Here is a 22,981-nt window from a genome sequence, read left to right on the forward strand (position 1 = left end):
ACCCTCAGATGGCAGGAGGTTCGCCGCGAGTGTCGCTCCCGGGGTGGCTCGTCAGCGCTCGTCGAACCCGCATTGCAGCTCAACCCGATGCACGGTGGCGACGATCTGCGGATCGGCCAGCGCGGTCCGCATCGCGGTGCCGGTGAACCACTCCTGCGCCCACTCGTGCTGATCGAAGAGGATCAGGATGAACGCCAACGTGCTGCTCGCCGGTAGCAGGGTGCGCACCGGTCGCTGACCGGGGAGGTCGATGGCCACGGCCCCTGATTCGCTCAACACGGAATCCTCGATGATGGCCCGCAGCCCGTAGGCGTCGCGCCCCGCCTCGACCAGCTGTCGACGTAACCGCTGCACCGCCACCGCACGACCCGCCGGGGAGAGAGTGGGGGCAGCGATCTCCAGCAGATAGGCCTCGAAGGCACTCTGGCCCCGGCGGCTGTCGTAGAGCGTCTGCTGCTCAGTGGCGAAGCCGTGCCAATCCTGCAGGAAATTGCGGTGATCCTGGGCGATCTCCTCCTCGGTCGCCGCGTCGAAGGCGGCGACCCGGCCGGGGTGGCGGCGCAGCAGCACGTAGCGCCACCGAGAAGGCGGGGCGTCGAATCCGGATTCGCTCAGCCGCGATATCGCCAGCGCCGTGTGATAGGACTCGAAGGCGCCGGTTGCGCGCAGCATGCGCCGGGCCCAGACGGTGTGCCGCTGGCGGTAGTGCCGATCGCAGTCGGCGCTCGGCAGCGTCGAGGCGGGGGCGAAGAGCGAGACGGAAGCAGGGTGCATCGACATTTCGCTCGCCTTCGTAAGGGAGTCGGCAGGGTCTGCCGCTTTCCATAATTTAATCGTATAGTTCGCAGAGTGATCCCAAACGCTGCCCTCTGCTGCCTCGATGACGTGCATGTCCTTGACTTCGGCATGAACATCGCCGGCCCCCAATCGACCAGCCTGCTCAGTGACCTCGGGGCCGACGTCATCAAGGTCGAGTCGCCGCAGGGTGACACCAGCCGCTCCTTCACGCCCAAGGTAGCCGGGCTGAGCGCGATGTTCGCGGCGATGAACCGGAACAAGCGCTACCTCGCGCTCGACCTCACCCATCCCAACGCCGCCGAAGTGCTCGATCCGCTGCTGCGGTGGGCCGATGTCGTCGTGCAGAACCTTCGCCCCGGCAAGGCCGGTGAGCTGGGGATCTCGGCCGAACAGTGCCACGACATCAACCCGCGGATCGTGCACGCCAGCGTTGAGGCGTTCTATCCGGCCGAGCTGACCCGACCCGGCTACGACCTGCTGGTGCAGGCCGAGACCGGAATGATGAGTCTCACCGGAGATCCCGACGGTGAGCCGTCGCGGCTGCCGGGGAGCATCCTCGACCATGTCACCGGCCTCTGGACCGCATTCGGCGTCCTGGCCGCGTTGAACGGGACGCGCGATCGGGTCGCGCTGAACATCTCCATGAGTGACGTCGCGCAGACGCTGCTGGCCGACCGGGTCTCCGCCTATCTCCTCTCCGGCGACGTCCCGACCCGGATGGGGTCGGCGATCGGCACCAGCACCCCGCTGCAGGCGTATCCGACGGCTGACGGGGAGATCGTCGTCGGCGCGGTGAGCGATGCGCTCTTCCGGCGACTCTGCGCGGTGGTCGCCCCGGACCTCAACCAGGAACCGGAGTTCGAGACGGTCGGCGGCCGGGTGGCCCACCGCGACGAGCTCAACCGGCGGCTCTCGGCGGCCTTCGCCGGTGACTCCGCACAGGCCTGGTACGACCGGCTGGACGCCGTCGGCGTCCCCGTCGGGCGCGTGCGCACCATGCCTGATGCGGTGGCCCGCCACCGGGAACTCAGCCGCACCGGCCTGGTCGAAGTGCCGGGTATGGAGGGCATGGAGGTGGTGGCGAACCCGCTGGGGATGCGGCAGTCGCTGCCCTGTCCGGGCGCTCTCGGAGCCGACTCCGAGAGCATCGCCACTGAACTGCTGGGGCTGAGCAAGGAGCAGGTGCAGACACTCGTCGCCGACGGCGTGGTGCTGCACCGATGACGGTGTCCGACACCGGCGCTCGAGGGGTCCTCGTCGGCTCCTGGCCGCTGGGGATGCCGGCCGGTCCGGAGCACTTCTATGCCGACCTGGCCGCCGCCGTCGAGACGGGTGGCTTCGACTCGCTCTTCGTGGGCGACCATCTCTTCGCGGCCGGTCCCGGTCCGGACTCCCTGGCCCTGCTGGCCTACTTCGCCGCCCGGACGAGCCGGCTGAAGATCGGGACCTCAGTGTTACAGCTCGCACTGCGCGAGCCGGTGGCGGCGGCCAAACAGATCGCCACGATCGACGCCCTCAGCGGTGGGCGACTGCTGCTCGGAGTCGGCGTCGGCGGCGAGTTCGCCGATGAGTGGTCCGCGGCGGGGGTACCTACCGCCGGACGGGGTCGCCGCCTGGACGAGTGGCTCGAACTCGCCTCCCAACTCTGGAGCGGCCAACCGGTCGATCATCAGGGTCCACTGCGGACGGTCGCGGGGGTGGTCGGCTCCCCGGCGCCGCATCGGTCCGGCGGCCCGCCGATCTGGGTCGGCGGCCGCTCCGAGGCGGCGCTGCAGCGGGCGGCCCGCCACGACGGCTGGATCGCCTATGCCTCTAGCCTGCGCCGCATTCGCGCCTCGGTCGAGACGCTGGCCGAGCTGCGCGCCGGCGGTGCCAGTGCCAGTGGCAGTGGCGGATTGGACGGCTACCCGATCTCACTCGTCCTGTGGACCTACATCGGCGCCTCCCGTGCGCAGGCCCGCCGCGGCGTGGCCGAGGTACTCGGGGCCCGCTACCGCCAGGACTTCGACCAATTCGTCGACTCCTTCTGTGCCGTAGGCGAGGCGGCGGAGGTGCAGGATCGGATCGCGGCGTTCCGGGAGGCCGGCGTGACCAACATCCTCTTCAATCCGCAGTGTCCGGCCGGGGAGTTCCTCGAGCAGGTGCAGCGGTTGAGCGAATTGGAGACAGCGCCGTGCCCGGTCCGCTAGCGGGAGTGCGGGTCCTGGAGCTGGCCGGCCAGGGCGGCGTCCCGTTCGCCGGAATGGCGCTGGCCGACATGGGAGCCGAGGTGCTGCGCCTGGAGCGTCCCAGTGGGCGGGCGGTGAAACTCGTGCCCCCGCAGTTCGACGTCGTCGGCCGGGGTCGGCGCTCGGTCGCGATCGACTTGAAGGCCGACGGTGCCGCCGACCTGGTGCTGCAGCTCGTCACCACTGCTGACGTGCTGCTCGAAGGTTTCCGCCCCGGGGTGACCGAGCGACTCGGCCTGGGACCCGATGAGTGCCTCGCGGCCAACCCGTCGCTGGTCTACGCCCGCGTCACCGGCTGGGGGCAGCGCGGTCCGCGGGCGCTACTAGGCGGGCACGACATCAACTACATCGCGGTGACCGGGGCGCTGGCGGCGATCGGCGAACGTGATCGTCGGCCGGTGCCCCCGCTGAACCTGGTCGGAGACTTCGCCGGCGGTGGGCTCTCCGCCCTCGTCGGAATCCTCGCCGCGCTGCACAGCGTGACGACCGGGGGAGCCGGGCAGGTCGTCGACGTCGCCATGCTCGACGGCGTCAGCTCGCTGCTGAGCACGGCCTACGGCTACCGCAGCGCCGGAGCGACCAGCGATGACCGGGAGTCGAACTTCGTCGACGGTGGGTCGCCGCACTACCGCACCTACGAATGTCGCGACGGCGGCTACGTCGCGGTGGGCGCGGTTGAGCCGGTCTTCTTCGCCCGGCTCATCGAGACGCTGGGCGTGGACGTCGATCCATCCGACCAGCTGGATCGCAGTCGCTGGGCGGCGATCACCGAAGCGCTGGCCGCGGCCTTCATGACCCGCGACCGGGACGAATGGGCAGAGATCTTCGGTGATGTGGACGCGTGCGTCACCCCGGTGCTCTCACTGGTCGAGGCTCAGCAGGATCGACAGGTGCGGGCCCGGGACATCCTCATCGAGCGGGCCGGGGTCATCCAGCCGGCGCCGTCTCCCCGCTTCAGCGCGACACCCTCGGCGGCTGGACTACCGCCGCGGGTGCCGGGAGAGGACACGGTCGAGGCCCTGCTGGATTGGGGCGTACCCCGCGAGCGGATCGACGGACTGCTGGCGGGCGGCGTGCTGCGGGATGCCTCAGCTCACCGTTCCGACGGGTAGTTCGGCGGACGCCGCTGCAGGGTGGCCCGCACCGCCTCCTGGGAGTCCGGGTCGGCGCAGATGAGTGCGGTGAGGGACTGCTCGAAGGTGTAGCCCTGCTGCAACGGCAGGTTCTCGATGGTGTCCAGCGATCGCTTGGCCATCCGGATCAGTGCGCTGCTGTGGCGGGCGATCCGGGCGGCGTGCTCGTGAGCGGCGGTCAGCAGTTCGGCTTCCGGCACCACCGCGACGACCCCGCCGAGCCGCAGGAGCTGCTCGGCGGAGACGGCGTCCCCGCTGAGGTACATCCAGCGGACCCACGCCTCGGGTACGAGCCGAGCCAGGTGGCGGGCGCCGCCCATGATCCCGACCCCGATCTCGGGGGTGCCGAAGCGAGCGGTATCGGCGGCGACCACGAAGTCGCAGGAGGCGGCCAGGGCGAGGCCGGTTCCCAGCGCCACGCCGTGTACAGCGGCGATGACCGGGATCGGTGCCTCCTGTACGGCGAAGAAGGCCGCTCGGACGTCGCTCATCCGGGCTTCGCTGTTCTCCGCCGAGAGGGTGGCGAACTCCTGCAGGTCATTCCCGCCGCAGAAGTGCCGCCCCGCGCCGGTGAGGATGATGACCTTCACTCCGGCGCCGAGAAGGGTGATGTCGGCGAAGAGCCGGCGGATCTCCCGGTACATCGCCTGGCTAACCGAGTTAACCGGCGGCCGCGCCAGGTACACCGTGGCGATCGCCCCGGCGCGCTCCCAGCGCAGATGCTCGAACCCGGTCTCCTCCGGCGGCGTCATTCGCCGGCTCCGGCCGCAGGCTGGTCGGTCCCGGCGCCCCAGTCCCGGGACGAGACGAGCGGCTGCGCGCCGAGGTCGGCAGCGAGCTCGGCGGGGAGCTCATCGGCGCACCGCTCGACCCACTCGACGGCCTGCTCGCACGACATGTTCGCGAAGTCGGCGTCGAGCACCACGAAATCCGCGCCGGCCGCGCTCAGCTCCTGCACGACGGACCGCGCCTCGACCGCCGCGACGACTCGGGGGCGCACGCCGACCAGCAGTTCACGACCCGGGCTGGTGCTCTGCTGAACTCGTCTGACCTCGGCCGCGAGATCCTTGAACTGCGCACCGCTGACGTTGCTGGCGTACCACCCGTCGCCCAGACGGACGGCACGGCTGATCGCCGCTGAGCTGTGCCCACCGACCAGGATCGGCAGCCTCCGACCCTGCGTCGGAGGCGGCGCGATCCCGATGGACGGGCCGCCGTCCGGCAGTGCCGAAGGGTAGGGCCCCCAGCAGGCCCGCATGGTGCGCATCGCCAGGTCGGTGCGCCGGCCGCGATCGCCCCAGCCCTGGTCAAGCAGGGCGAACTCCTCCTGCATCCATCCCGCGCCGATGCCGAGGATGAGCCGCCCGCCGGAGAGGACGTCCAGGGAGGCCGCCTGCTTGGCCGTGACGATGGGCTGGCGCAGCGGCAGGACCAGGACGCCGGTCGCCAGCTGGACACGAGTGGTCACCGCGGCCAAGTAGGAGAGCGTGACGAACGGGTCGATGAAGGCGGTCGAGGAGTCGAACGGCGGCTTGGCGGTCTCGCTGTAGGGGTAGGCCTCGGGCGGCCGCCCCGGCATGACGATGTGGTCGGAGACCCAGACGGATCCGAATCCCCGCTGCTCGGCCGCCCGGGCGACTCGCGCCAGCGCATCAGGGCCGGCCAGCGGCCCCCAGTTCGGAACTTTGATGCCGATATGCACGGTGACGAATTCCTTCCCTTTGCGGGTATGCGGGCCTAGAGTGATTTCAAGGATAACTATGTGCATCATTTCCGTCGAGGCCCAGCCGCCCGACGGGAGCCGAGGACGGATGGAGCGCTCATGGGAACACTTGACGGCAGGGTGGCATTGGTGACCGGAGCCGGATCCGGAGTCGGTCGCGCGGTCGCACTGCGTTACGTGCGGGCCGGGGCGTCGGTGGTCGGGTTCGATCGCAACGCCGACGGCCTGGCCCGCAGCGTCGAGTTTAGCGACGGAGCCATGGTCGCCGCCGTCGGTGATGTCTGCGACCGGGCCACCCTCGATGCGGCGGTCGCCACCGCCGTGGAGCGGTTTGGAGGACTCGACATCATCGCCGCGATCGCCGGTATCTCGAAGACCGGATCGCTGTTAGAGATGTCTGATGAGGACCGGGATGCGATTCTGGGCGTCAACCTGGTGGGGGTCTGGAACGCGGCGAAGGCCGGATTGCCGGCCCTGCTGGAGCGCGGCGCCGGCGGTCGAATCCTGGCCTGTGGCTCGATCGAGTCGGTGCTGGGCGGGGCGGGACTGGCCGCGTACGTGGCCTCCAAGCATGGACTGATCGGATTGATCAAGTCGATCGCCCTGGAGCTGGCCCGGACCGGCATCACCGCCAACGTCATCTCCCCGGCCGGTGTGGACACCGAACTGCTGCGCGCCGTCGTCCCGCCGGCGAGTATCGCCCACATTGCCCACAGCACGCCGGTGGATCGGCTGAGCACGCCGGAGGAGGTGGCTGCCTTCTTCGAGTTCATGGCTGGACCGGAGACCGGGTACATGACCGGCGGCAATCTGGTCGTCGACGGTGGCGTCGCCCTGCTCAACAGTCACACCACCGGGCAATCGTGGGCCGAGACGCCCGTGACCGTAGCTATTTCTGATAACTAGTCGTATGGTTACCACTTTATCGTTGAACTGCATCGACCGCGGCGCTATCGTTGCGCCACCTGATTGCGACGGAAGGTACGGCATGACTCGTCTTCGTCTCGCGGCCGAGGTCCCGGCTACTGGTCGCGACAGGCACAAGTGTCAGACAACTGGTGCGGCGACCCGACTGTCGGCGGTGAAATCGTGAGCGACGCATTGGCTCAGGCCCTGGTCGGCGCCTTGGTGCTGGGTAGCCTCTACACGGTCGTCGGTATCGGCTTCGTCATCCTGTACAAGGCCACCCACGTCCTGAACTTCGCCCAGGGCAGCCTGATGCTGCTCGGCGGCCTCATCTTCTTCACGATCAACCAGAGCATGGGCGTTCCCTGGCCGTTTGCCATGGTGCTCAGCCTGCTGGCCATGTCGGTGATCGGCTCGGCGCTCTATCTGGTCTTCTTCCGGCGCCTGGTCGGCGCGAAGGAGTTCACCCTGGTAATCGCCACGCTGGGTCTCAGCGTCGTACTCCTAACCGTCGCGCTCATCGTCTGGGGGCCGGGCACCCGCACCATGCCGGAGCTGCTCTCCCGCCAGACGCTCGTCTCGTTCGGCAACCTGAAGTTCTCGAGTATCGACGTCTTCTCCATCGCCACCGCGCTCGTGGTCGTCTTCGTACTCGACCTGAGCCTGCGCCACACCCGGATCGGCATAAAGATGCGCGCGGTGGCCGACGAGCCGCTGCTGGCGTCGCTGATGAAGGTCAACGTCAACCGGATGTCGGCTATCGCCTGGGGGATCGCGGCGTTCTGCGCCGGGGTCGCCGGTATCGCCTACTCGATGCGGCTGTCGATCGACCCGGTCGGCTTGACCGGACTCGGGCTGCTGGCCTTTCCGGCGGTGCTGCTCGGTGGCCTCGACTCGGTACGCGGTGTGCTGGTCGGCGGCTTCCTCCTGGCCATCGTGCAGAGCGCCGCCACCTACATCTTCGGCGGTATCTGGGCCGACGTCTCGGCCTATGCGGTGCTGCTGGTCGTCCTGCTGGTCCGTCCGCGGGGCTTCTTCGGATCACGGACGGCGGTGCGGTTGTGAGCCAGACCAATGAACATGCAGAGGAGCGTTCCTTGTCCGTTCTAGAGAAGCCGCAAGGAACGCCGCCGCCCGCACCGCCAAGCGTGGCACCGCCGTCCGATTCCCCCAGTGGATGGCGCGGCCGGCTGGCCGGCGACCTTGCGAATGTCTCCGGCCAGCGCTGGTATCGCATCGCCATGACCTTCGGGCCCTGGATCGTCGGTGCGCTGATCTTCCTGGCCTTCGCCAACTCGGCCAGCACCTACATCCTCATCATCGCCGGCACCGTTCTCATCTACTCGATCAGCGCCATCGGGCTGAACCTGCTGATGGGGCAGGCCGGTCTGGTGTCGATCGGTAACGCGGCGCTGATGGCGGTCGGTGCGTACACGACCGGGATCCTCAGCTCCAAGGCCGGTTGGTCGGTCTTTCCCATACCTTTCCTGGTGAGTGCCTTCGTCGGCGGCCTGGTCGGCCTGATCATCGCCCTGCCGGCCCTGCGGCTGCGCGGCATCTACCTGGCCCTGGCCACCCTCTCCCTGCAGTTCTTCGTGGCGTTCGCCGGTGACCGTTACCAGGCGCATACCGGTGCGGTCTCCGGAGTGGCGGTAACGCCGCTGAAGATCGGCGGGACGACCTTCGTGCAGGGGAAGGACTTCGTGCTGCTGCTCGGAGTCTTCCTGGCCCTCACCGTGCTGATGGTCCGCGCGCTGACCCGGCACGCCCCCGGGCGCATGTGGAATGCGCTGCGGGAGAGCGAACTCGCGGCCACCGCGATCGGCGTCAACGCGGCCCGCTGGAAGCTCGCCGCCTTCGTCGTCAGCTCGTCGATCATCGCCGTCTCCGGCTCCCTGCTGGGCTACTACAACCAGATCGTCTCCTCGGACGCCTTCACCCTCGACTTCGCCGTGACGTTCATCGTCATGCTGATCCTCGGCGGAATGGGGCGCATATCCGGGGCCATTCTCGGCGCCACGATCGTCGTCTCGCTGCCCTACGTCCTGACGAACCTCACCGCGAACCTGCCGCAGAGCGGTGGCTTCGGCAAGTGGATCAACGACAACATCTTCTATCTGAACAACGGCCTCTACGGCATCCTGGTCCTGATCATCCTGCTCTATCTGCCCGAGGGGATCACCCCGGCGCTGGCTCGACTCGCGCGCCAGAGCGGGCAGCGACTACTGGGAACCGACACCGGTCGCACCCGGCGGGTCCGGAAGCCACGGGCGGCGATTGTGAGCCGGCCCGGTGCCGACGCGGCGCTGCTGCAGGTCGCCGGACTCGACGTCATGTACCAGACCGGAGCCCGGGCGGTCAGCGATCTTCAGCTGCGCGTGCCCGAGGGGAGCATCGTCGCGCTACTCGGTCGCAATGGGGCCGGAAAGACCAGCACACTGCGAGCGATCAGCGGATTCCTGGTTGCCGAGTCGGTGCGCGTCGACGGATCCGTTGAGTTGGCCGGCCGCGACGTGGTGGATCTCTCCCCGGCCAAGACGGCCGCCCTCGGCGTCGTCCTCGTCCCGGAGCGGAACAAGATCTTTCCGAGCCTTACGGTCGAGGAGCACTTGAAGCTGGTCACCACCCGCGGCTACGCACAGGTGCTGGAACGCCCTTATTTCCATCGGCTGAAGGAGCGGCTGGACCAACCAGCCGGCCTGCTCAGTGGCGGGGAGCGGCAGTTGCTGGCGCTCGCCTCGGCGTCGCTGCTGGAACCCAAGTTGCTCATGGTCGACGAGTTCTCCCTCGGGCTGGCTCCGGTGATGATCCAGGAGGTGGCCCGAGTGATCCGAGGGTTGCGCGATGACGGGATGACCATCCTGCTGGTCGAACAGAACGCCGCAGCGGCACTGGCTCTCGCCGATTGGTCCTACCTGATGGAAGGCGGCGAGGTCGTCGCCGAGGGAGCAGCCGCCGAGATGGCCGAACGGCTGGGCATCACGAAGGGAGCCGTATCGTGACCGTCTCGACGGCGGAGGCCTCGACGCCGGAGACTTCCACGCCGGAGGTACCCGCGCTGGTGGTCTCGAACGCGATCCTCAAGTTCGGCGGTATCACCGCCCTCGACGACGTCAGCTTCCACGTTGAGCCCGGCGAGACGTTCGGCATTATCGGGCCGAATGGCGCCGGCAAGACGGCGCTGCTCAACTGCATCTCGGGGGTGTACCGACTCACCTCGGGCTCTACGCAGCTGTACGGCGATTCGATCAGCGGCGTTCCCCCGCACCGGATCGCCGCGCTAGGTCTGTCGCGCACCTTCCAGAACATGGAGCATTTCAAGCAATTCCGGGTGATCGACTACGTGATGCTCGGCCGTATGCATCAGTCCCGCAGCTCCGTCGTGGCATCGCTGGTGGCCTGGCCCTGGATGGAGCGCGTTGAACGCCAGGAGCGGGCTCGCGCGATGGATCTGCTCGAACGCCTGCACCTGGAGCACGTGGCCCGCCGCGAACTCTCCGACCTTCCCTACGGCGTGCAGAAGCGGGTGGATATCGCCCGCGCCCTCTCGAGCAGTCCGAAGGTGCTGCTGCTCGACGAGCCGACGTCCGGGACGATCACCAGCGAGCGGGCCGATGTATCGGAGGCTATTCAGTTGGTCACCGACTACGGCGTGCCGACGGTCCTGGTCGACCATGACGTCGACTTCGTCTCCCGGCACTGCAGTCGGGTGCTGGTGCTGAGCTACGGCAAGCCGATCGGCATCGGTACGCCTGAGGCGATGCTGCGTCGCCCGGACGTGATCGAGACCTTCCTCGGATCGGTGACCGAGGACGTGGTGGAAGAGATCGAGGCGGAGATCGAAGCCGAGATCGAAGCAGGGACCGAAGCGGGGACCGAAGCAGGGACCGAAGCCGGCTCCTGACAGCAAGCTCGGATAGGCCCGGTGTCGGATCACCCGGGCCTATCTGCCTCTCCGGCCGGCGCCGGCCAGCCGGAGAGGCGCCGGCTAGTTTCCCAGCACGACGGGCAGGTACTCCGGGCCGCGGTTCATATGCGTCGAGCGCCACTGGATAGTGTCGGTCGCCACGCGCATGGCGGGGAACTTGCTGGTCAGAACACTCAATGAAATCTGGGCCTCCATGCGGGCCAATGACGCGCCCAGGCAGTGATGGGCGCCCCGCCCGAAGGTCAAGTGGGCGACGCTCGGGCGCCGGATGTCCAGCTCGTCGGCCCGCTCGAACGCCTCCTCGTCGCGATTGGCCGAGGCAATCATGACGTTGATGGTGTCGCCCTCCCGCACCGGCACCCCACCGATCTCGAAGTCAGCCGCGGCCAACTTGTCGATGTTGTGCGTCGGGGAGTCGAAGCGAAGCAGCTCCTCCACCGCGCCGGGAATCAGCTCCGGCTCGGCACAGAGTGCGTCCCAATCAGCGCGGCTCGGCCCAAGCAGTTGCACCAGCGCGTTGCCCAGAAACATCGTGGAGGTCTCGTGCCCGGCGAAGATGAACTGGGTGATCATGGCGACCAGCTCGTCTTCGGTGAAGCGGTCTCCGCCATCCCCCTCGGCCTCGATGAGCGCGGAGAGGAGGTTGGAGGTGGGGCGCCCGCGCCGATCGTCGAAGACCGCGGTCAGGTAGCTGCGGAGCTTGAAGACGCTCTCGTGCCCCTCGGCGATGATGTCCGGGTCTCGCCAGTCGGCTCCGACGAATTTCCCCAATGAATTGGCCCAGGTTCGGAGGTCATCGCGGTCGTCGGGGGAGATGTCGAGCATCTCGCTGATCACGATGAGCGGGAGGTGGAAGGCGTAGGCATCGATCAGTTCGACCGTCCCCTCACGGGGCAGCGGAGCCACCAGGCGCTCGGCGATCTCGGTGATGCGTTCGTGCATGAGCGCGACCATCTTCGGGGTGAAGGCCCGCTGCGAGAGCTTGCGAAGCCGCATGTGATGGGCCCCGTTGGTGCCGCCGAGGCGCTTCTCCAGGAAGCCGAACATCTCGGCCAGGCGGATCCGTTCGCGCTCGTCGACCTGGCTGGCCGCGGTGCGGTAGCGGGTGCCCTTGATGGCCAATCCCTGATGCACCGCCGGCGAGGTGAGGATCGTCTTGCAGTCCTCGTAGCGCGAGATGAGCACCTTGTCGACGTGTCGGAAGACCGGTGCCTGCTCGCGAATGCGTTGGTACAGCGGATAGGGATCAGCAACAAAACGATAGTCAAGAGCGAAGAAAGCGGCGACATCGTCGGCCAGTGCGCGGTTGTCCTGGAGCAAGGTTGATTCCACAATTTATGCTAACGTTAATTATGGATTTAGGGCAAGAGCCGTTTGCCGAGATCGTCGCCCGGCTGAAGGTGCTGGAGGACGAGCGAGACCTGCGCCGCCTCCTCGCGCAGTACGCCTTCTACGCCGACACCGGGCGCTCTCGTGACTGGGTGGCTCTCTTCACCGCCGATGGCGCGATCGACCTCGGAGACACCGTGCACTCCATGAGCGGCGCTGCTGCCCCCGACGGATACCCGAGCCGGGCCCGCTTCGTCGGCCATGAGGCGTTGCTCCTCGACTTCATCACCGCACTGCCCCATCGCCGGGTCGAGCGCCGCTCGGCGCATCACACGACGAGCGGCCCCATCACCTTCGATATCGACGGTGACGACGCGATCGCGGTCGGCTACTCGGTGCTGATAGCCCGAGACCCGGACGGCTTCCACGTGGAGATGGCCGCCTTCAATCGCTGGACGTTTCGGTGTGAGTCCGGGCGGTGGCTCATCGCCGAGCGGAAGATGCGACCGATCGGCTCGGCGGAGGCGATCGGCATTCTGGAAGGCAGTTCGGGTGAGTGACCCGGCGGCCGGAGCGGCGGGATGGCCGAAGCCGGCCATCCCGGTTCACATCGGTCTGGCGGTGGCTGACCTGGACGCCGCGATGGCGAAGTTCGGTCCACTGCTGGGTCTCACCTGGGGTGAACCGGTGCGTGGACTGTGGCAGGAGTATCTGGTGGCTGGGTCGCGGGTGCGCTGGTCGCTGAGCTACGTCAAGTCAACCGTCGGGCAGCCGCAGATCGAACTGCTGCAGGGTGGACCAGGGTCGACGTGGCACACCGACGCCTCCGGCGCGCTGCACCACTACGCCTTCGCCACGCCCCGCCCGGCCGCCGATCGCCGCCGGTTCCTCGGTCTCGGATGGCGGCTGGACCTGTGCCGCGCCGACGCCGACCCCGACACGTCCTTCGCATATCTGACCCGCGCCGGAGACGTGCGCGTCGAGCTTGTGCCGATTGACTCGACTCCGGTGCAACCGGTGTCCCAACAAGGAGGAAGAGCATGAAAGTTATCGCTGACGACACCAGATGCATCGGCTCCGGCCAGTGCTACCTACAGGCGCCGGGTGTCTTCGACATCGACGACGAGGAGGGGACCGTCGTCGTGCTGCAGGAGCAGCCGCCGGTCGAGTCGGAGCGTGACGTACGCGCGGCGGCGGAGATCTGCCCGTCCGGCGCGATCAAGGTTCTCGAAATTTAGTCGCATAGTTATTATATTGGTATTGAACTCCGCGTTCTGGAGAGGTACGTTTGCGGCCACCCTTCGTTACGTCGAGAGGCCTTACATGTATCAGGCACGTTTCACAGCAGTCCTAGCAGTGGCGGTCGTGACGTCGGTGACGCTCGCCGCCTGTAGCAGTGGAAGCAGTAGTGGTAGCGCCAGTGGAGGCGGCGGCGACTATCAGGTCGGGTTCAACTCAGACCTCTCCGGCAAGTACTCCCTCAACGGGGTCGGCCAGCGAGACGGTTACAAGGCGTACTTCGACTACGTGAACAGCAAAGGCGGTATCAACGGCCACAAGGTGAATGTCAACGTCACCGACGACGCATCCGACGTCACCCGCGGTACCACCAACACCACCCAGCTGATGACGGCCAAGAAGGTGTCGGCGGTCGGCGGGTACATCCTGAGCAACGTCTGTGGGGCGGCGGCGACGATCGCGGCGACCAACAAGGTGCCGATCAACTGCGGTTCGCTGGCCGAGGACCTGCTCAACCCGGCCAAGCCGTTCGTGTACTCCGCGGCGATCTCGCAGAACATGGAGGCCGGCCCGATCTTCAACATGGGCAAGACCCTCGTCGCCGACAAGCCCGCACCCAAGGCGGCGATCATCATCTTCGCCTCCGCGGCGAGCGTCTCGCTGCAGCAGGGTCTCGAGCGTTACGTGAAGTCGGCCGGTTGGAATCTGGTCGCCAACCAGTCCGTTCCGCTGACCGCGACCGACGTCAGTGCCCAGGCGGCCACCATCATCGCGGCTAAGCCGGACGTCATCATGGGTTCGCTCTACGACCCACTGGCCGTGTCGATGATGCGGGCGCTGAAGGCAGCCAATCTGTCGGTTCCGTTCGTGGACTACGACGGCGCGACCTACAAGAGCGGCCTACTCGCGCTGAAGGACCCGAACTTCTACCTCCTCTCAGCCAAGACGGCTGACGGTGTCGGTGACACGCAGTACCTGAAGGACTATCAGGCCGCGGCGGCGATGGCCGGCAAGGATCCGACCACCCCGTTCTTCAACACCGGCTACGTCCAGGCGCTGGAGATCGGCGAGGGTCTGAAGAAGTGTGGCTACCCGTGTGACGGGGCGAAACTGCAGACCACGCTCGACACGCTCGACGTCGACACTCAGGGTGTCACCAGTGGCAACGTGACCTACACCGCCTCCAACCATGAGGCAGTGCACAGCGCCAGCTTCTACGTCTGGGACGCCAGCAAGAACGCAGCAGTCGTCGCCGCAAAGGATCTACCCGAAGGCGATGGCAAGTAACCGCTGAACCAGCGCACCACCAGCACCGCCCCGGTAAGAAGACTGCGGCCCCGCTCCTCCTGAGGAGCGGGGCCGCAGTCTGTCGTTGTGCCGAACTGTTCAGTGCTGCAGTTCTGCGGCCTGCTTGTTGTCGTGACGGCTCCACCACTTGTCCGTCAGCGGCTCGCCGTGGGACCAGTCGTAGACGCACTGGCGATGGGTGATGGCCCAGACGCCGCCCCGCCGTTCGAAGGCGTCGAGGTAGCGCCCGGCATTCATATAGTCGCGAGCGCCGCTGTCCTCATTGACCGTGAGAACGCAGACGAAGTAGGACTGGCAGTCGGCCCGGTCGCCGTCCACCTCGATCTCGGTGTTTCCGATCAGGTGAAAGTTGATGGCTACCGGTGAGTTCCCCACGAAGACCGGTGAGGTGCTGCTGAGGTACTCCCGGATCGGGCCGTTGAAGCCCTCGTGATCCTCGGTGGCGTCCTCGTGGTAGCAGGAGAGGGCGGAGGCGAGGTCGCGGCTGTCGGTGGCTCGGGCCCGCCGGTACAGCACTCGCTGGATTGCGCGCTCGTCCAATAGTCGTTGTAACTCGTTGCGGTCGAGATCCATCCGAACTCCAATCGTCAGAAGCCTTGTTCCGTTTGGTGGTTAGTGGATACTATAATCAGAAATACCTAACGATGCCGGAGGTTCTGATGGTCGCAGTCCTATCGCCGCAACCAGCGCGGGTGAAGGTGAGCAAGGCGAAGTGTCCGCCGGTTGGCGGCCTGCGCGGCAAGCGGGTTGGCCTGCGGCGTGACCGGTTCTGGCTGTCTTGGGACTGGATCACCGACGAGTGGTCGCAGCTGCTGGAGAAGGACGGCGCCGAGGTCGTCATCTGGCGCGCGCCGGTCGGCAAGGGTGACAAGGAGATGGTGGAGGGCGGCGAAGAGTACGTCGAGTTCCTGGCCGCCATTGATGTGGCAGTGAGCGGCTTGGGCAACTGCGGCTCCTGCACGCTCTGGGCGATCCATGACGCCGTCGGGGCGCTTGACACCGGGCTGCCGACGGCCGCCGTGGCCAGTGAGCACTTCGAACCGCTGGCCCGCACGCTGGCCGCTCAGCGCGGGCACGATGATCTGCGGCTCAAGATCATGCCGTACCCCATTGAGGGGAAGCCGGAGGACGAGGTGCGCCAGATCGCCCGGGACAACTACGAAGACCTCCTCGCCACCTTGGGGGCCACTCGATGACGGCAACGCTGACCGGCGAACGCGTCGAGGTCCCCGACGACGTGGTCGCCTTCTCCGAGGACGCGCTGCGCCGGGGCTGGTCGGATGGCCTGCCCTGCGTGCCGCCGACCGAGGAGCGCGTGCAGGCCTACGTCGAAGCATCTGGACTGGATGCCCAGCACACGCTGGGGATTCTCTACCCGCTGGGCATCGATTGCACGGTGGAGTTACTGGCCGTCAACGCGGTCATGGCCGGCGCCCCCGCCGCGGCGATGCCGCTGATGGCGGCCTGCGTGTCGGCGATGGCCGACCAGGCCTTCGATCTGGCTGGAATCAACGCGACCACGGCCTCCGTCGTACCGGCGTTCGTCGTCAGTGGACCGGTACGCGACGAGCTGGGTCTGCCATACAAGCACTCGGCGATCGGAGGCGCGGCCGGTCCGGCGCCGGCCATCGGCCGTGCCCTGCGCCTGCTGGTCCGAAACGTCGCCGGACAGGTGGCCGGTCTCAGCTCGGAGTCCGTCTTCGGCCAGCCCGGACGGGTCACCGGCATCGTCACATCGGAGTGGCTGGAGGAGTCCCCCTGGCCATCGCTGGGCGAGCGCCGCGGTTTTCCGGGCGATTCGGTCACCGTCTTCGGCGTGCTCGGCACCGCGAACATTCTCAACAGCTACGGAAGCAGCGGCAGCGAGATCCTCGAAGTCGTCGGGAAGTCGCTCTCCTACATGGGCAACAACAACATGGACCACTCGGCCCAGTTCGCCCACCAACTGGTTGCGCTGAACCCGGTATGGGCGCGCATCGTGGCTCGGGAGTTCCCGGACATGCAGGACGTCCAGGAGCGGCTGTACCACCACTCGGCGGTGCCGATCGAGAACTTCCCCGAATCCCTGCACGGCCCGCTGCAGGAGGCCCACGACGTACGGTCGGACGGGAAGGTGTACCTGATGGACACACCGGAGGACGTCTCCGTCATCGTCAACGGCGGCAAGGGGAGTCTGCACGCGTGCATGTTCCCGGCGATGTCGAACATGCTGCCGGTGACCCGCTCACTGAACCCGGAGACTTGGCAACCACCGACCGGCACGAGCGACTGATACCCAGATGCGATACCTAGATGAGCGGAGAACGACGTGACAGCAACTACTGAGGACCTGCGCGCGGCCATCACCGAGATCCAGAGCATCGTCTCGGCCGACGGCGCCCGACTGGATGTGGTCGACGAGACGCAGAGTGCGGTGCGCTTCCGCCTCGACCTGAGCGATGCGTCGTGTGCCGACTGCGTGCTGCCGCCGGCCAGCCTGCTCGACGTCGTGCAGCTGTCGATGCGCCGGCGGACCGGCGATGACGATCTCACCGTGCGCATCGACGACCCCCGCGACGGTGAGTGACGGGGACGACCCTGGGCGGACGGGCCCGAGTGGACTGAACGGGCTGGCTCTGCTGCCGGTTGACCTGCAGTCGGTCGACGTCCTCGAATGTCCTTACCCGGCCTATAAAACGCTGCGCGAATCCGCACCGGTCTTCCACAGCGACCGGGGCTACTGGGTGGTGACGCGCTATGAGGACGTGGCCGCGATCCTGCTGGACACCGCGCGCTTCAGCGGCTACGTGCCGCGCCCACCGGACGCCGAGATCGACGCCATCCTCGACGAGGGCTACCCCGAGATACCAACCCTGATCTCGGCCGACGCGCCGATGCACAGCCAGTACCGGGCGTTGGTGAACAAGGCGTTCCTACCCGGCCGGGTGGCGCAGCTGGAGTCGGAGATCGCCGCGATCGCCGACGAGTTGATCGATCGTTTCATCGACGCCGGCCGGGTCGAGCTGATCGGCCAGTTCGCCGTCGGTCTCCCGCTCACCGTGATCGCCGACGCGCTCGGGGTCTCCCGGGCGGACCTGCCGACCTTCAAACGGTGGAGTGATGACATCGTCGCCCCGCGATCGGGCCTGCTCACCCGCCCCGAGTTGCTCGCCGCGACCCGCAGCCTGGTCGAGATGCAGCAATACATGGCGCAGCGCTGCGAGCAGCGTCGCCGCGAACCGAGGGACGACCTGCTCACCGACCTCGTGCAGGCCACCTTCGATGCCGGCGATCGAGCCGGCGAGCAGCTGAGCCTGAACGAGGTGATCGGAATCATCCGGCAATTACTGGTTGCCGGCAACGAGACGACCACCTCGCTCATCGCCAACGTGATGACCCTGCTGATCGAGCACCCGGAGCAGATGCAGGCCGTCCGAGCCGACTCGGCCCAGCTGACACCGATCATCGAGGAGTCGCTGCGTCTCGATGCACCGATCCAGATGCTGCCGCGCCGGGCCCGGGTGGACGTCGAGATCGGCGGTACCAGGGTGGCGGCCGGAGATCTGCTCTACGTCGTCTACGCCTCGGCCAACCACGATGAGAGCCGATTTGCCGTTCCCGCCGAGTTCGATCCGCAGCGTGCCAATATTCGCAAGCACCTCGCTTTCGGCAAGGGCGCGCACTTCTGCGTCGGTGCATCGCTGGCCCGGGGGGAGGCCCGGATCGCCTTCGAGCGACTTCTGAGCCGGGCCACTGACTGGGCGCTGGCGACCGACCGGGACGAACCGGTGCGGCGAGGGCTCTCCATGCAGTTGCGTGGCCTCTCCCATCTCGACCTGACCTTCCGAGCTCGCTGATGGGCGTGCTGCTCATCAGCGGGGCCGCCGGCGGCATCGGTGCGGCACTATGTGAGTCGCTGGCCCGGCGCGGACACACCGTGGTCGGCGGCGACATCGCACCCGGACGGCCGCCGGGGGCGGCGGCGACCATGCATCTGGACGTCACCGACGCCGGGTCGTGGGCCCAGGTCGTCGCCGCGGTCGGTGAGCGCTACGGCCGACTCGACGGGCTGGTCAACAACGCCGGAGTGCTCGGAGTGGGTAGCCTGCTCGACCTCTCCCCGGCCGACTTCGACGCTGTCTGCGCGGTGAATCAGCGGGGCTGCTTCCTCGGGATGCGCGCGGCGGCGGCGTCGATGCGCCACACCGGCGGCGGGTCGATCGTGAACCTCTCCTCGGTGGCCGGCCTCGGCGGATCGGCCGACCTCTTCGCCTATACGACGACGAAGTGGGCCGTGCGGGGTATGACCCGATCGGCCGCGCTGGAGCTCGGACCGTTGGGTATCCGGGTCAACGCGGTACTGCCGGGAACCGTCGCCGCCGGGCTGGCCGACGGGGTCGATGACCAGGCCCGGGCCGAATTCTTCGAGCGTCTGCCGCTGGGGCGAAAGGCTCATCCGGTCGAGATCGCCGACGCCGTGGCCTATCTGCTGGGGCCGGAGAGTAGCTATCTGACCGGCACCGATCTGGTGGTCGACGGTGGTCTCAGCGCCCGCGTGCCGATGCCACCGCGCCTGAGCCCGCCTGAGCCCGCCTGCTAGCGGGCGCGGGCCACCAGGCTGCGGGCCTTCTCGTAGTCGTGCACGAGCACCGTCTCACCGCTGGCGGTCAGGGCGGCCGGGCGGCCCTGGGCGAGTACCTCTTCGTAGAGCTCGATCAGCTCCTGGGCCGCCTCGATCTCCTCGGCGCTGGGTGTGAAGATCTCATGGATGATCGCGACGTGCGGCGGGTAGAACGTCGAGAGCGCGGTGAAGCCCTGCCGGCGTGACTCCACGCCCCGACGGCGTACCTCCGCGTAGTCACGGTAGTCGGGTGCGTAGACGATGTCGCTGACGCCGATGTGCGCGGCGGCGGCGGCGACCACTGCCTGCGACTTCATCGGCTGGAAGACCGGGTTCAGATCGCCGTTCGGCTCTAGGAGTGGGATGCCCATCTCGACGCTCATGTCGCCTGGGCCGAACATCAGCGACACCACCTGCGGGTGACGGCTGATCTCCTTGATATCCATCATCGCGCCGGATGCCTCCACGATCGCGTAGATGTCCGGGGTCGCCCCGTGTTCGGCCAGGAGTTCGATGATCTCCAGCAACTCCTCGTAGGACTCGAGCTTCGGGTACGCCATGCAGCCCACCCCCGCCTCGGCCAGCGCGATGACGTCCTCGCGCCCCCACACGGTGCTGAGATGATTCGGCCGGGCCAGCGTCGGGCGGCCGCCGAAGAACGAAGGGTCGCGCAGGTAGCCGACGGCGCGCTCGCGGGCCGGCTCCTTGCTGGCCGGGGGGACGGAGTCCTCGAGGTCGAGGAAGATCATGTCGGCTGGAATGTCCGGGATCTTGGCCCACTTGTAGTCGTCCATGATCGGTGTCTCGAAGATGCTTCGAATCGAGCGGTAAGCGGCCCGACGGGTGGCGTCTGCGTCGCTGTGGTTGGTGCTCATCAGATGACTCCCAGCTTGTGCAACTCGGCTACTTTCTCCTCGGGAATTCCGAGCCAGTCCTGATAGACGAGGGCGTTGTCCTCGCCGAGCTTCGGGCCGACGCGCCAGACCTGCCCGGGGCGCTGATGCAGCATCGGGACGACGCCCTGCATGCGCACCTGGCCGAGGTCGGGGTCGGCGACGGAGATGATGTCCCCGCGTTCGGCGTATGTCTTGTCGTTGACGATGTCCTCGGCGCTGAAGATGCGGGAGGCGACCACCTCAAGGGCGCTCATCGCGTGCAGGCACTCATCGGCCGTCCGCTGCGAGATCCACTCCGAGAGGAGCTTGTCGAGGCGATCCTTGCGTTCGGCCTGCTGGGCTGCGGTGTCGTAGTCGGCCAGTGGCTCGCCGAGAAGCTGGGCGATGTTGCGAACCGAGCGGGGCGTGGCCGAGGTGACGGTCAGCCAGATGTCGTCGGAGGTCGAGTAGGTATTCACTACCGCGCCCGGGGCGACGGCCATCTGGTTTCCGGCCCGCTCGGGGGAGACCCCGAACTGGTCGTAGAAGATGACCTGCCACTCGATGAGCCGGTAGAGGGTTTCGAAGAGCGCGATGTCGATCCATTCGCCTTCGAAATCCGGATCATTGCGCCGCACCAGCGCGGCCGACACCGCGAAGGCGCCCATCAGCGCCGTGGTCGTGTCAGCGTGCGAGAAGCCGGTATGAACCGGGGGGCCGTCCGGAAAGCCGGTGACGTGGACGACGCCGCTGCGGGCCTCGCCGACCTTTCCGAATCCCGGATCGTTGTAGTTCGAGGCGGTGGCGCCGTTGCCGGTGATCTGCAGCATCACCGCGCGCGGGTTCACCGCATGCACGCCGGCCCAGTCCAGGCCCCATTTCTTCAGGGTGTCTACCCGGAAGTTGGTCACCACGACGTCGGCCCAGGCCACCAGTTCGCGCGCGACGGCCTGCCCCTCCGGGTTGCGTAGGTCCAGCGTCACTGAACGCTTGTTGCGGGCTGAGACCTTCCACCACAGGTGCACGCCGTCCTTGGTGGGCCCCTGGTGCCGGCCCGGGTCGCCATGCAGCGGGTCCTCGACGTGCACCACGTCGGCGCCGAGGTCAGCCATCAGCGTGCCGGCCAGTGGGCCCGCGATGACGTGCGCGAACTCTACGATCTTTACCCCGGATAGGGCCGGAATGCTCACCATCAGTCTGTCTCACCCATTCCGTTGCCACTCGGTTGTCGCGCAATGTTGATCGCCTAGTGACTAACCTAGGGTTTTATGCGCATGATAGTCAAGAACATCATTATCGGGTCACACCGGCCCGATGTCGAACCGGCCGCCGCGGCTGGCCGGCACGGAGTGAAGGGAAGCCAATGTCTGTCGACTTGACGGAGAAACCAAAGGAAGCGATCGATGCTCGGTGGGACGCCCTGCCGCTGCTCATCGGGGGTGCGTTCGTGGCCGGCCGGGGGGAACCGATCGTCGTCGAGAACCCGGCCACCGAGCAGGTCATCGCCCGGATCGCGACGGCCGACGCCGAGCAGGTCGACGCTGCCGTCGGCGCGGCCCGTCAGGCGTTCACATCAGGACCGTGGGCGTCGATGACCGGCCGCGACCGCCGGGCCGCCCTGCATCGCTTCGCCGATACCTTCGAGGCCTACGCCGATCGCTTCGCCGAGGCCATCATCGCCGAGCTCGGGACGCCCATCTCGATCGCCGGGCCGCTGCACGTGGTGTGGCCCATCGATCACCTGCGCTGGTATGCCGATCAAGCCGCGGTGGATCGCACTGAGGATCTCGGGGTGCACAGCCGTCCGGTGGCCTCGAAGAGCGAGGTCGCCTACCGGCCGGTCGGAGTGGTTGCGGCCATCTCGGCCTACAACTTCCCGTTGACGCTGGCCGTGCACAAGCTGGGCGCCGCGCTGGCCGCCGGCTGCACGGTGGTGCTCATGCCGTCCCCGCGAACGCCGATCTCGACGATGCTGCTGGCCCAGGCGATCGCCGAGTGCGGCCTGCCGGAGGGGGTCGTCAACGTCATCGCCGGCGAGGCCGAGGTTGCCCGTCGGCTGACTGAGCACCCCGGCGTGGACAAGATCGCGTTCACCGGATCAACGGCGGTCGGGACCGAGGTCATGCGGCAGGCGGCGGCGAATCTACGCGGCGTCGTCCTGGAGCTCGGAGGTAAGTCACCGGCCATCCTGATGCCTGGCAGCGACATCGCCGCCGTCACGCCCGGCCTGCACCTGAGGTACTGCCGAAACGGTGGCCAGGCCTGCGCCGCACCGACCCGGCTGCTCGTGCCGCGGGAGGACTGGGAGGAGTTCCTCGCCGTCAGCCGGCGCGTCTACGCCGAGATCCCGGTCGGTGATCCGCTCGACCCGGCGACGGTCGTGGGTCCGATGATCTCCCAAGCCCACCGCGATCGCGTCGAGGGTTATGTGAACGCAGCCATCGCCCAGGGAGCCACCGTCGTCGCCGGCGGTGGTCGGCCGGAGATCGCCCATGGTTGGTACACCAACCCGGTGCTGCTCTGCGACGTCGACAACTCCTGGCCGATCGCCCAGGAGGAGGTCTTCGGTCCGGTCGCCATCGCCACGCCCTACGACGACCTGGAGGAGGCGGTCGCGCTGGCCAATGATTCCCGCTACGGGCTGCACGCCTATCTCTTCTCACCCGACCTCGACGCGGCCCGGGCGCTGGCCGGGCGATTGCGGGTCGGCGCGGTGACGATCAACGGCGGCGGCGGCTTCCGCCCGGACGCGCCGATGGGCGGCTTCGGCGTCAGCGGGGTGGGGCGTGAGGTCGGCAAGTGGGGGATCCTCGAGTATCTGGAGCCCCAGCACATCCAATGGGCCACCGGCTGAGTGCAGCGCGCAGACGGCGGGGGCCCGCGACCCTAGTCGCGGTCCCCCGCCGTTAGCAGG

Annotated in this window: 24 protein-coding genes; 17 read left to right on the forward strand and 7 right to left on the reverse strand. The window is 67.6% G+C overall.

Features of this window, described 5'->3' with window-relative positions; translation table 11 throughout:
* Positions 1-51: 51 nt before the first annotated feature.
* The gene (locus tag CPH63_RS06150) at positions 52-780 is read right to left on the reverse strand and encodes a hypothetical protein (RefSeq protein WP_096302035.1); all 729 of its coding nucleotides are present in this window, start codon (positions 778-780) and stop codon (positions 52-54) included.
* 69 nt (positions 781-849) lie between these two features.
* Between CPH63_RS06150 and CPH63_RS06155 the strand changes: the two genes are divergently transcribed.
* From CPH63_RS06155 to CPH63_RS06165, 3 genes are read left to right on the forward strand one after another with little or no spacing between them, the layout of a single operon-like run.
* Entirely contained in the window at positions 850-2,022 is a 1,173-nt protein-coding gene (locus tag CPH63_RS06155; protein ID WP_157749323.1) for a CaiB/BaiF CoA-transferase family protein, read from the forward strand.
* Positions 2,019-2,987 carry an LLM class flavin-dependent oxidoreductase gene (locus CPH63_RS06160; RefSeq protein ID WP_096302037.1) on the forward strand — a complete coding sequence of 323 codons (969 nt, stop codon included), beginning with the start codon at positions 2,019-2,021 and terminating at the stop codon, positions 2,985-2,987. Before CPH63_RS06155 ends, CPH63_RS06160 begins: the two co-directional genes overlap by 4 nt.
* Complete coding sequence (locus CPH63_RS06165; protein WP_172892168.1) at positions 2,972-4,138, forward strand: CaiB/BaiF CoA-transferase family protein; 1,167 nt, start codon at positions 2,972-2,974, stop codon at positions 4,136-4,138. Before CPH63_RS06160 ends, CPH63_RS06165 begins: the two co-directional genes overlap by 16 nt.
* Here CPH63_RS06165 and CPH63_RS06170 read toward each other — a convergent pair.
* Together CPH63_RS06170 and CPH63_RS06175 are read right to left on the reverse strand one after the other, a co-directional pair.
* The gene (locus tag CPH63_RS06170) at positions 4,120-4,911 is read right to left on the reverse strand and encodes an enoyl-CoA hydratase-related protein (RefSeq protein WP_096302038.1); all 792 of its coding nucleotides are present in this window, start codon (positions 4,909-4,911) and stop codon (positions 4,120-4,122) included. The genes CPH63_RS06165 and CPH63_RS06170 overlap by 19 nt on opposite strands.
* Positions 4,908-5,861 carry a TIGR03619 family F420-dependent LLM class oxidoreductase gene (locus CPH63_RS06175; protein ID WP_157749324.1) on the reverse strand — a complete coding sequence of 318 codons (954 nt, stop codon included), beginning with the start codon at positions 5,859-5,861 and terminating at the stop codon, positions 4,908-4,910. The genes CPH63_RS06170 and CPH63_RS06175 overlap by 4 nt, the downstream gene beginning before the upstream one ends.
* A gap of 120 nt (positions 5,862-5,981) precedes the next feature.
* Between CPH63_RS06175 and CPH63_RS06180 the strand changes: the two genes are divergently transcribed.
* The 4 genes from CPH63_RS06180 (at position 5,982) to CPH63_RS06195 (ending at position 10,692) form a co-directional block, all read left to right on the forward strand.
* Positions 5,982-6,788: an SDR family NAD(P)-dependent oxidoreductase gene (locus CPH63_RS06180; protein WP_096302040.1), complete on the forward strand. Its 807-nt coding sequence runs from the start codon at positions 5,982-5,984 to the stop codon at positions 6,786-6,788.
* Between the two features lie 183 nt (positions 6,789-6,971).
* Positions 6,972-7,853 (forward strand): branched-chain amino acid ABC transporter permease, encoded by an 882-nt coding sequence (locus CPH63_RS06185; protein WP_157749325.1) that lies wholly within the window; start codon positions 6,972-6,974, stop codon positions 7,851-7,853.
* Between the two features lie 32 nt (positions 7,854-7,885).
* Positions 7,886-9,790, forward strand: coding sequence for an ATP-binding cassette domain-containing protein (locus CPH63_RS06190; protein ID WP_157749326.1), 1,905 nt, complete (start codon positions 7,886-7,888; stop codon positions 9,788-9,790).
* Positions 9,787-10,692 (forward strand): ABC transporter ATP-binding protein, encoded by a 906-nt coding sequence (locus tag CPH63_RS06195; RefSeq protein WP_157749327.1) that lies wholly within the window; start codon positions 9,787-9,789, stop codon positions 10,690-10,692. The genes CPH63_RS06190 and CPH63_RS06195 overlap by 4 nt, the downstream gene beginning before the upstream one ends.
* Positions 10,693-10,776: 84 nt before the next feature.
* Here CPH63_RS06195 and CPH63_RS06200 read toward each other — a convergent pair whose 3' ends face one another.
* Entirely contained in the window at positions 10,777-12,048 is a 1,272-nt protein-coding gene (locus tag CPH63_RS06200; protein WP_096302044.1) for a cytochrome P450, read from the reverse strand.
* Between the two features lie 20 nt (positions 12,049-12,068).
* Here CPH63_RS06200 and CPH63_RS06205 point away from each other — a divergent pair, with 20 nt between their 5' ends.
* From CPH63_RS06205 to CPH63_RS06220, 4 genes are all read left to right on the forward strand, one after another.
* Complete coding sequence (locus CPH63_RS06205) at positions 12,069-12,605, forward strand: nuclear transport factor 2 family protein (protein WP_157749328.1); 537 nt, start codon at positions 12,069-12,071, stop codon at positions 12,603-12,605.
* Positions 12,598-13,089 (forward strand): VOC family protein, encoded by a 492-nt coding sequence (locus CPH63_RS06210; protein WP_096302046.1) that lies wholly within the window; start codon positions 12,598-12,600, stop codon positions 13,087-13,089. Before CPH63_RS06205 ends, CPH63_RS06210 begins: the two co-directional genes overlap by 8 nt.
* Positions 13,086-13,283: a ferredoxin gene (locus CPH63_RS06215; protein WP_096302047.1), complete on the forward strand. Its 198-nt coding sequence runs from the start codon at positions 13,086-13,088 to the stop codon at positions 13,281-13,283. The genes CPH63_RS06210 and CPH63_RS06215 overlap by 4 nt, the downstream gene beginning before the upstream one ends.
* A gap of 127 nt (positions 13,284-13,410) precedes the next feature.
* Entirely contained in the window at positions 13,411-14,571 is a 1,161-nt protein-coding gene (locus tag CPH63_RS06220) for an ABC transporter substrate-binding protein (protein WP_157749329.1), read from the forward strand.
* 99 nt (positions 14,572-14,670) lie between these two features.
* On the opposite strand, the gene CPH63_RS06225 is transcribed toward CPH63_RS06220, so the two are convergent.
* A complete protein-coding gene (locus tag CPH63_RS06225) occupies positions 14,671-15,165 on the reverse strand; it encodes a nuclear transport factor 2 family protein (protein ID WP_096302049.1) in 495 nt (164 codons plus the stop codon).
* An 86-nt stretch (positions 15,166-15,251) separates the two neighbouring features.
* Between CPH63_RS06225 and CPH63_RS06230 the strand changes: the two genes are divergently transcribed.
* From CPH63_RS06230 to CPH63_RS06245, 5 genes are read left to right on the forward strand one after another with little or no spacing between them, the layout of a single operon-like run.
* The gene (locus tag CPH63_RS06230; RefSeq protein WP_157749330.1) at positions 15,252-15,788 is read left to right on the forward strand and encodes a hypothetical protein; all 537 of its coding nucleotides are present in this window, start codon (positions 15,252-15,254) and stop codon (positions 15,786-15,788) included.
* Positions 15,785-16,864 carry a hypothetical protein gene (locus tag CPH63_RS06235; protein WP_197704599.1) on the forward strand — a complete coding sequence of 360 codons (1,080 nt, stop codon included), beginning with the start codon at positions 15,785-15,787 and terminating at the stop codon, positions 16,862-16,864. The genes CPH63_RS06230 and CPH63_RS06235 overlap by 4 nt, the downstream gene beginning before the upstream one ends.
* Before the next feature lie 36 nt (positions 16,865-16,900).
* On the forward strand, positions 16,901-17,158 hold the full coding sequence (locus tag CPH63_RS22560; protein WP_172892169.1) for a hypothetical protein: 258 nt from the start codon (positions 16,901-16,903) through the stop codon (positions 17,156-17,158).
* Positions 17,112-18,428: a cytochrome P450 gene (locus tag CPH63_RS06240; RefSeq protein WP_172892170.1), complete on the forward strand. Its 1,317-nt coding sequence runs from the start codon at positions 17,112-17,114 to the stop codon at positions 18,426-18,428. Before CPH63_RS22560 ends, CPH63_RS06240 begins: the two co-directional genes overlap by 47 nt.
* Positions 18,428-19,171, forward strand: coding sequence for an SDR family NAD(P)-dependent oxidoreductase (locus CPH63_RS06245; RefSeq protein WP_096302052.1), 744 nt, complete (start codon positions 18,428-18,430; stop codon positions 19,169-19,171). The genes CPH63_RS06240 and CPH63_RS06245 overlap by 1 nt, the downstream gene beginning before the upstream one ends.
* On the opposite strand, the gene CPH63_RS06250 is transcribed toward CPH63_RS06245, so the two are convergent.
* Together CPH63_RS06250 and CPH63_RS06255 are read right to left on the reverse strand one after the other, a co-directional pair.
* The gene (locus tag CPH63_RS06250) at positions 19,168-20,067 is read right to left on the reverse strand and encodes a CoA ester lyase (protein ID WP_096302053.1); all 900 of its coding nucleotides are present in this window, start codon (positions 20,065-20,067) and stop codon (positions 19,168-19,170) included. The two genes, CPH63_RS06245 and CPH63_RS06250, sit on opposite strands and share 4 nt — an antisense overlap.
* The gene (locus CPH63_RS06255) at positions 20,067-21,260 is read right to left on the reverse strand and encodes a CaiB/BaiF CoA-transferase family protein (RefSeq protein ID WP_096302054.1); all 1,194 of its coding nucleotides are present in this window, start codon (positions 21,258-21,260) and stop codon (positions 20,067-20,069) included. The genes CPH63_RS06250 and CPH63_RS06255 overlap by 1 nt, the downstream gene beginning before the upstream one ends.
* Before the next feature lie 170 nt (positions 21,261-21,430).
* On the opposite strand from CPH63_RS06255, the gene CPH63_RS06260 reads away from it, so the two are divergent.
* A complete protein-coding gene (locus CPH63_RS06260) occupies positions 21,431-22,921 on the forward strand; it encodes an aldehyde dehydrogenase family protein (protein ID WP_096302055.1) in 1,491 nt (496 codons plus the stop codon).
* The last annotated feature ends 60 nt before the right edge of the window (positions 22,922-22,981 follow it).

The organism is Jatrophihabitans sp. GAS493 (assembly GCF_900230215.1).
GTDB lineage: Bacteria > Actinomycetota > Actinomycetes > Mycobacteriales > Jatrophihabitantaceae > MT45.

Bases quoted from the DNA above. Each gene is read 5' to 3' on its own strand.
- CPH63_RS06150 (WP_096302035.1), bottom strand. From the start codon at position 780: ATGTCGATGCACCCTGCTTCCGTCTCGCTCTTCGCCCCCGCCTCGACG.
- CPH63_RS06160 (WP_096302037.1), top strand. From the start codon at position 2,019: ATGACGGTGTCCGACACCGGCGCTCGAGGGGTCCTCGTCGGCTCCTGG.
- CPH63_RS06170 (WP_096302038.1), bottom strand. From the start codon at position 4,911: ATGACGCCGCCGGAGGAGACCGGGTTCGAGCATCTGCGCTGGGAGCGC.
- CPH63_RS06180 (WP_096302040.1), top strand. From the start codon at position 5,982: ATGGGAACACTTGACGGCAGGGTGGCATTGGTGACCGGAGCCGGATCC.
- CPH63_RS06205 (WP_157749328.1), top strand. From the start codon at position 12,069: ATGGATTTAGGGCAAGAGCCGTTTGCCGAGATCGTCGCCCGGCTGAAG.
- CPH63_RS06215 (WP_096302047.1), top strand. From the start codon at position 13,086: ATGAAAGTTATCGCTGACGACACCAGATGCATCGGCTCCGGCCAGTGC.
- CPH63_RS06225 (WP_096302049.1), bottom strand. From the start codon at position 15,165: ATGGATCTCGACCGCAACGAGTTACAACGACTATTGGACGAGCGCGCA.
- CPH63_RS06230 (WP_157749330.1), top strand. From the start codon at position 15,252: ATGGTCGCAGTCCTATCGCCGCAACCAGCGCGGGTGAAGGTGAGCAAG.
- CPH63_RS06235 (WP_197704599.1), top strand. From the start codon at position 15,785: ATGACGGCAACGCTGACCGGCGAACGCGTCGAGGTCCCCGACGACGTG.
- CPH63_RS06240 (WP_172892170.1), top strand. From the start codon at position 17,112: ATGACGATCTCACCGTGCGCATCGACGACCCCCGCGACGGTGAGTGAC.
- CPH63_RS06245 (WP_096302052.1), top strand. From the start codon at position 18,428: ATGGGCGTGCTGCTCATCAGCGGGGCCGCCGGCGGCATCGGTGCGGCA.
- CPH63_RS06250 (WP_096302053.1), bottom strand. From the start codon at position 20,067: ATGAGCACCAACCACAGCGACGCAGACGCCACCCGTCGGGCCGCTTAC.
- CPH63_RS06255 (WP_096302054.1), bottom strand. From the start codon at position 21,260: ATGGTGAGCATTCCGGCCCTATCCGGGGTAAAGATCGTAGAGTTCGCG.
- CPH63_RS06260 (WP_096302055.1), top strand. From the start codon at position 21,431: ATGTCTGTCGACTTGACGGAGAAACCAAAGGAAGCGATCGATGCTCGG.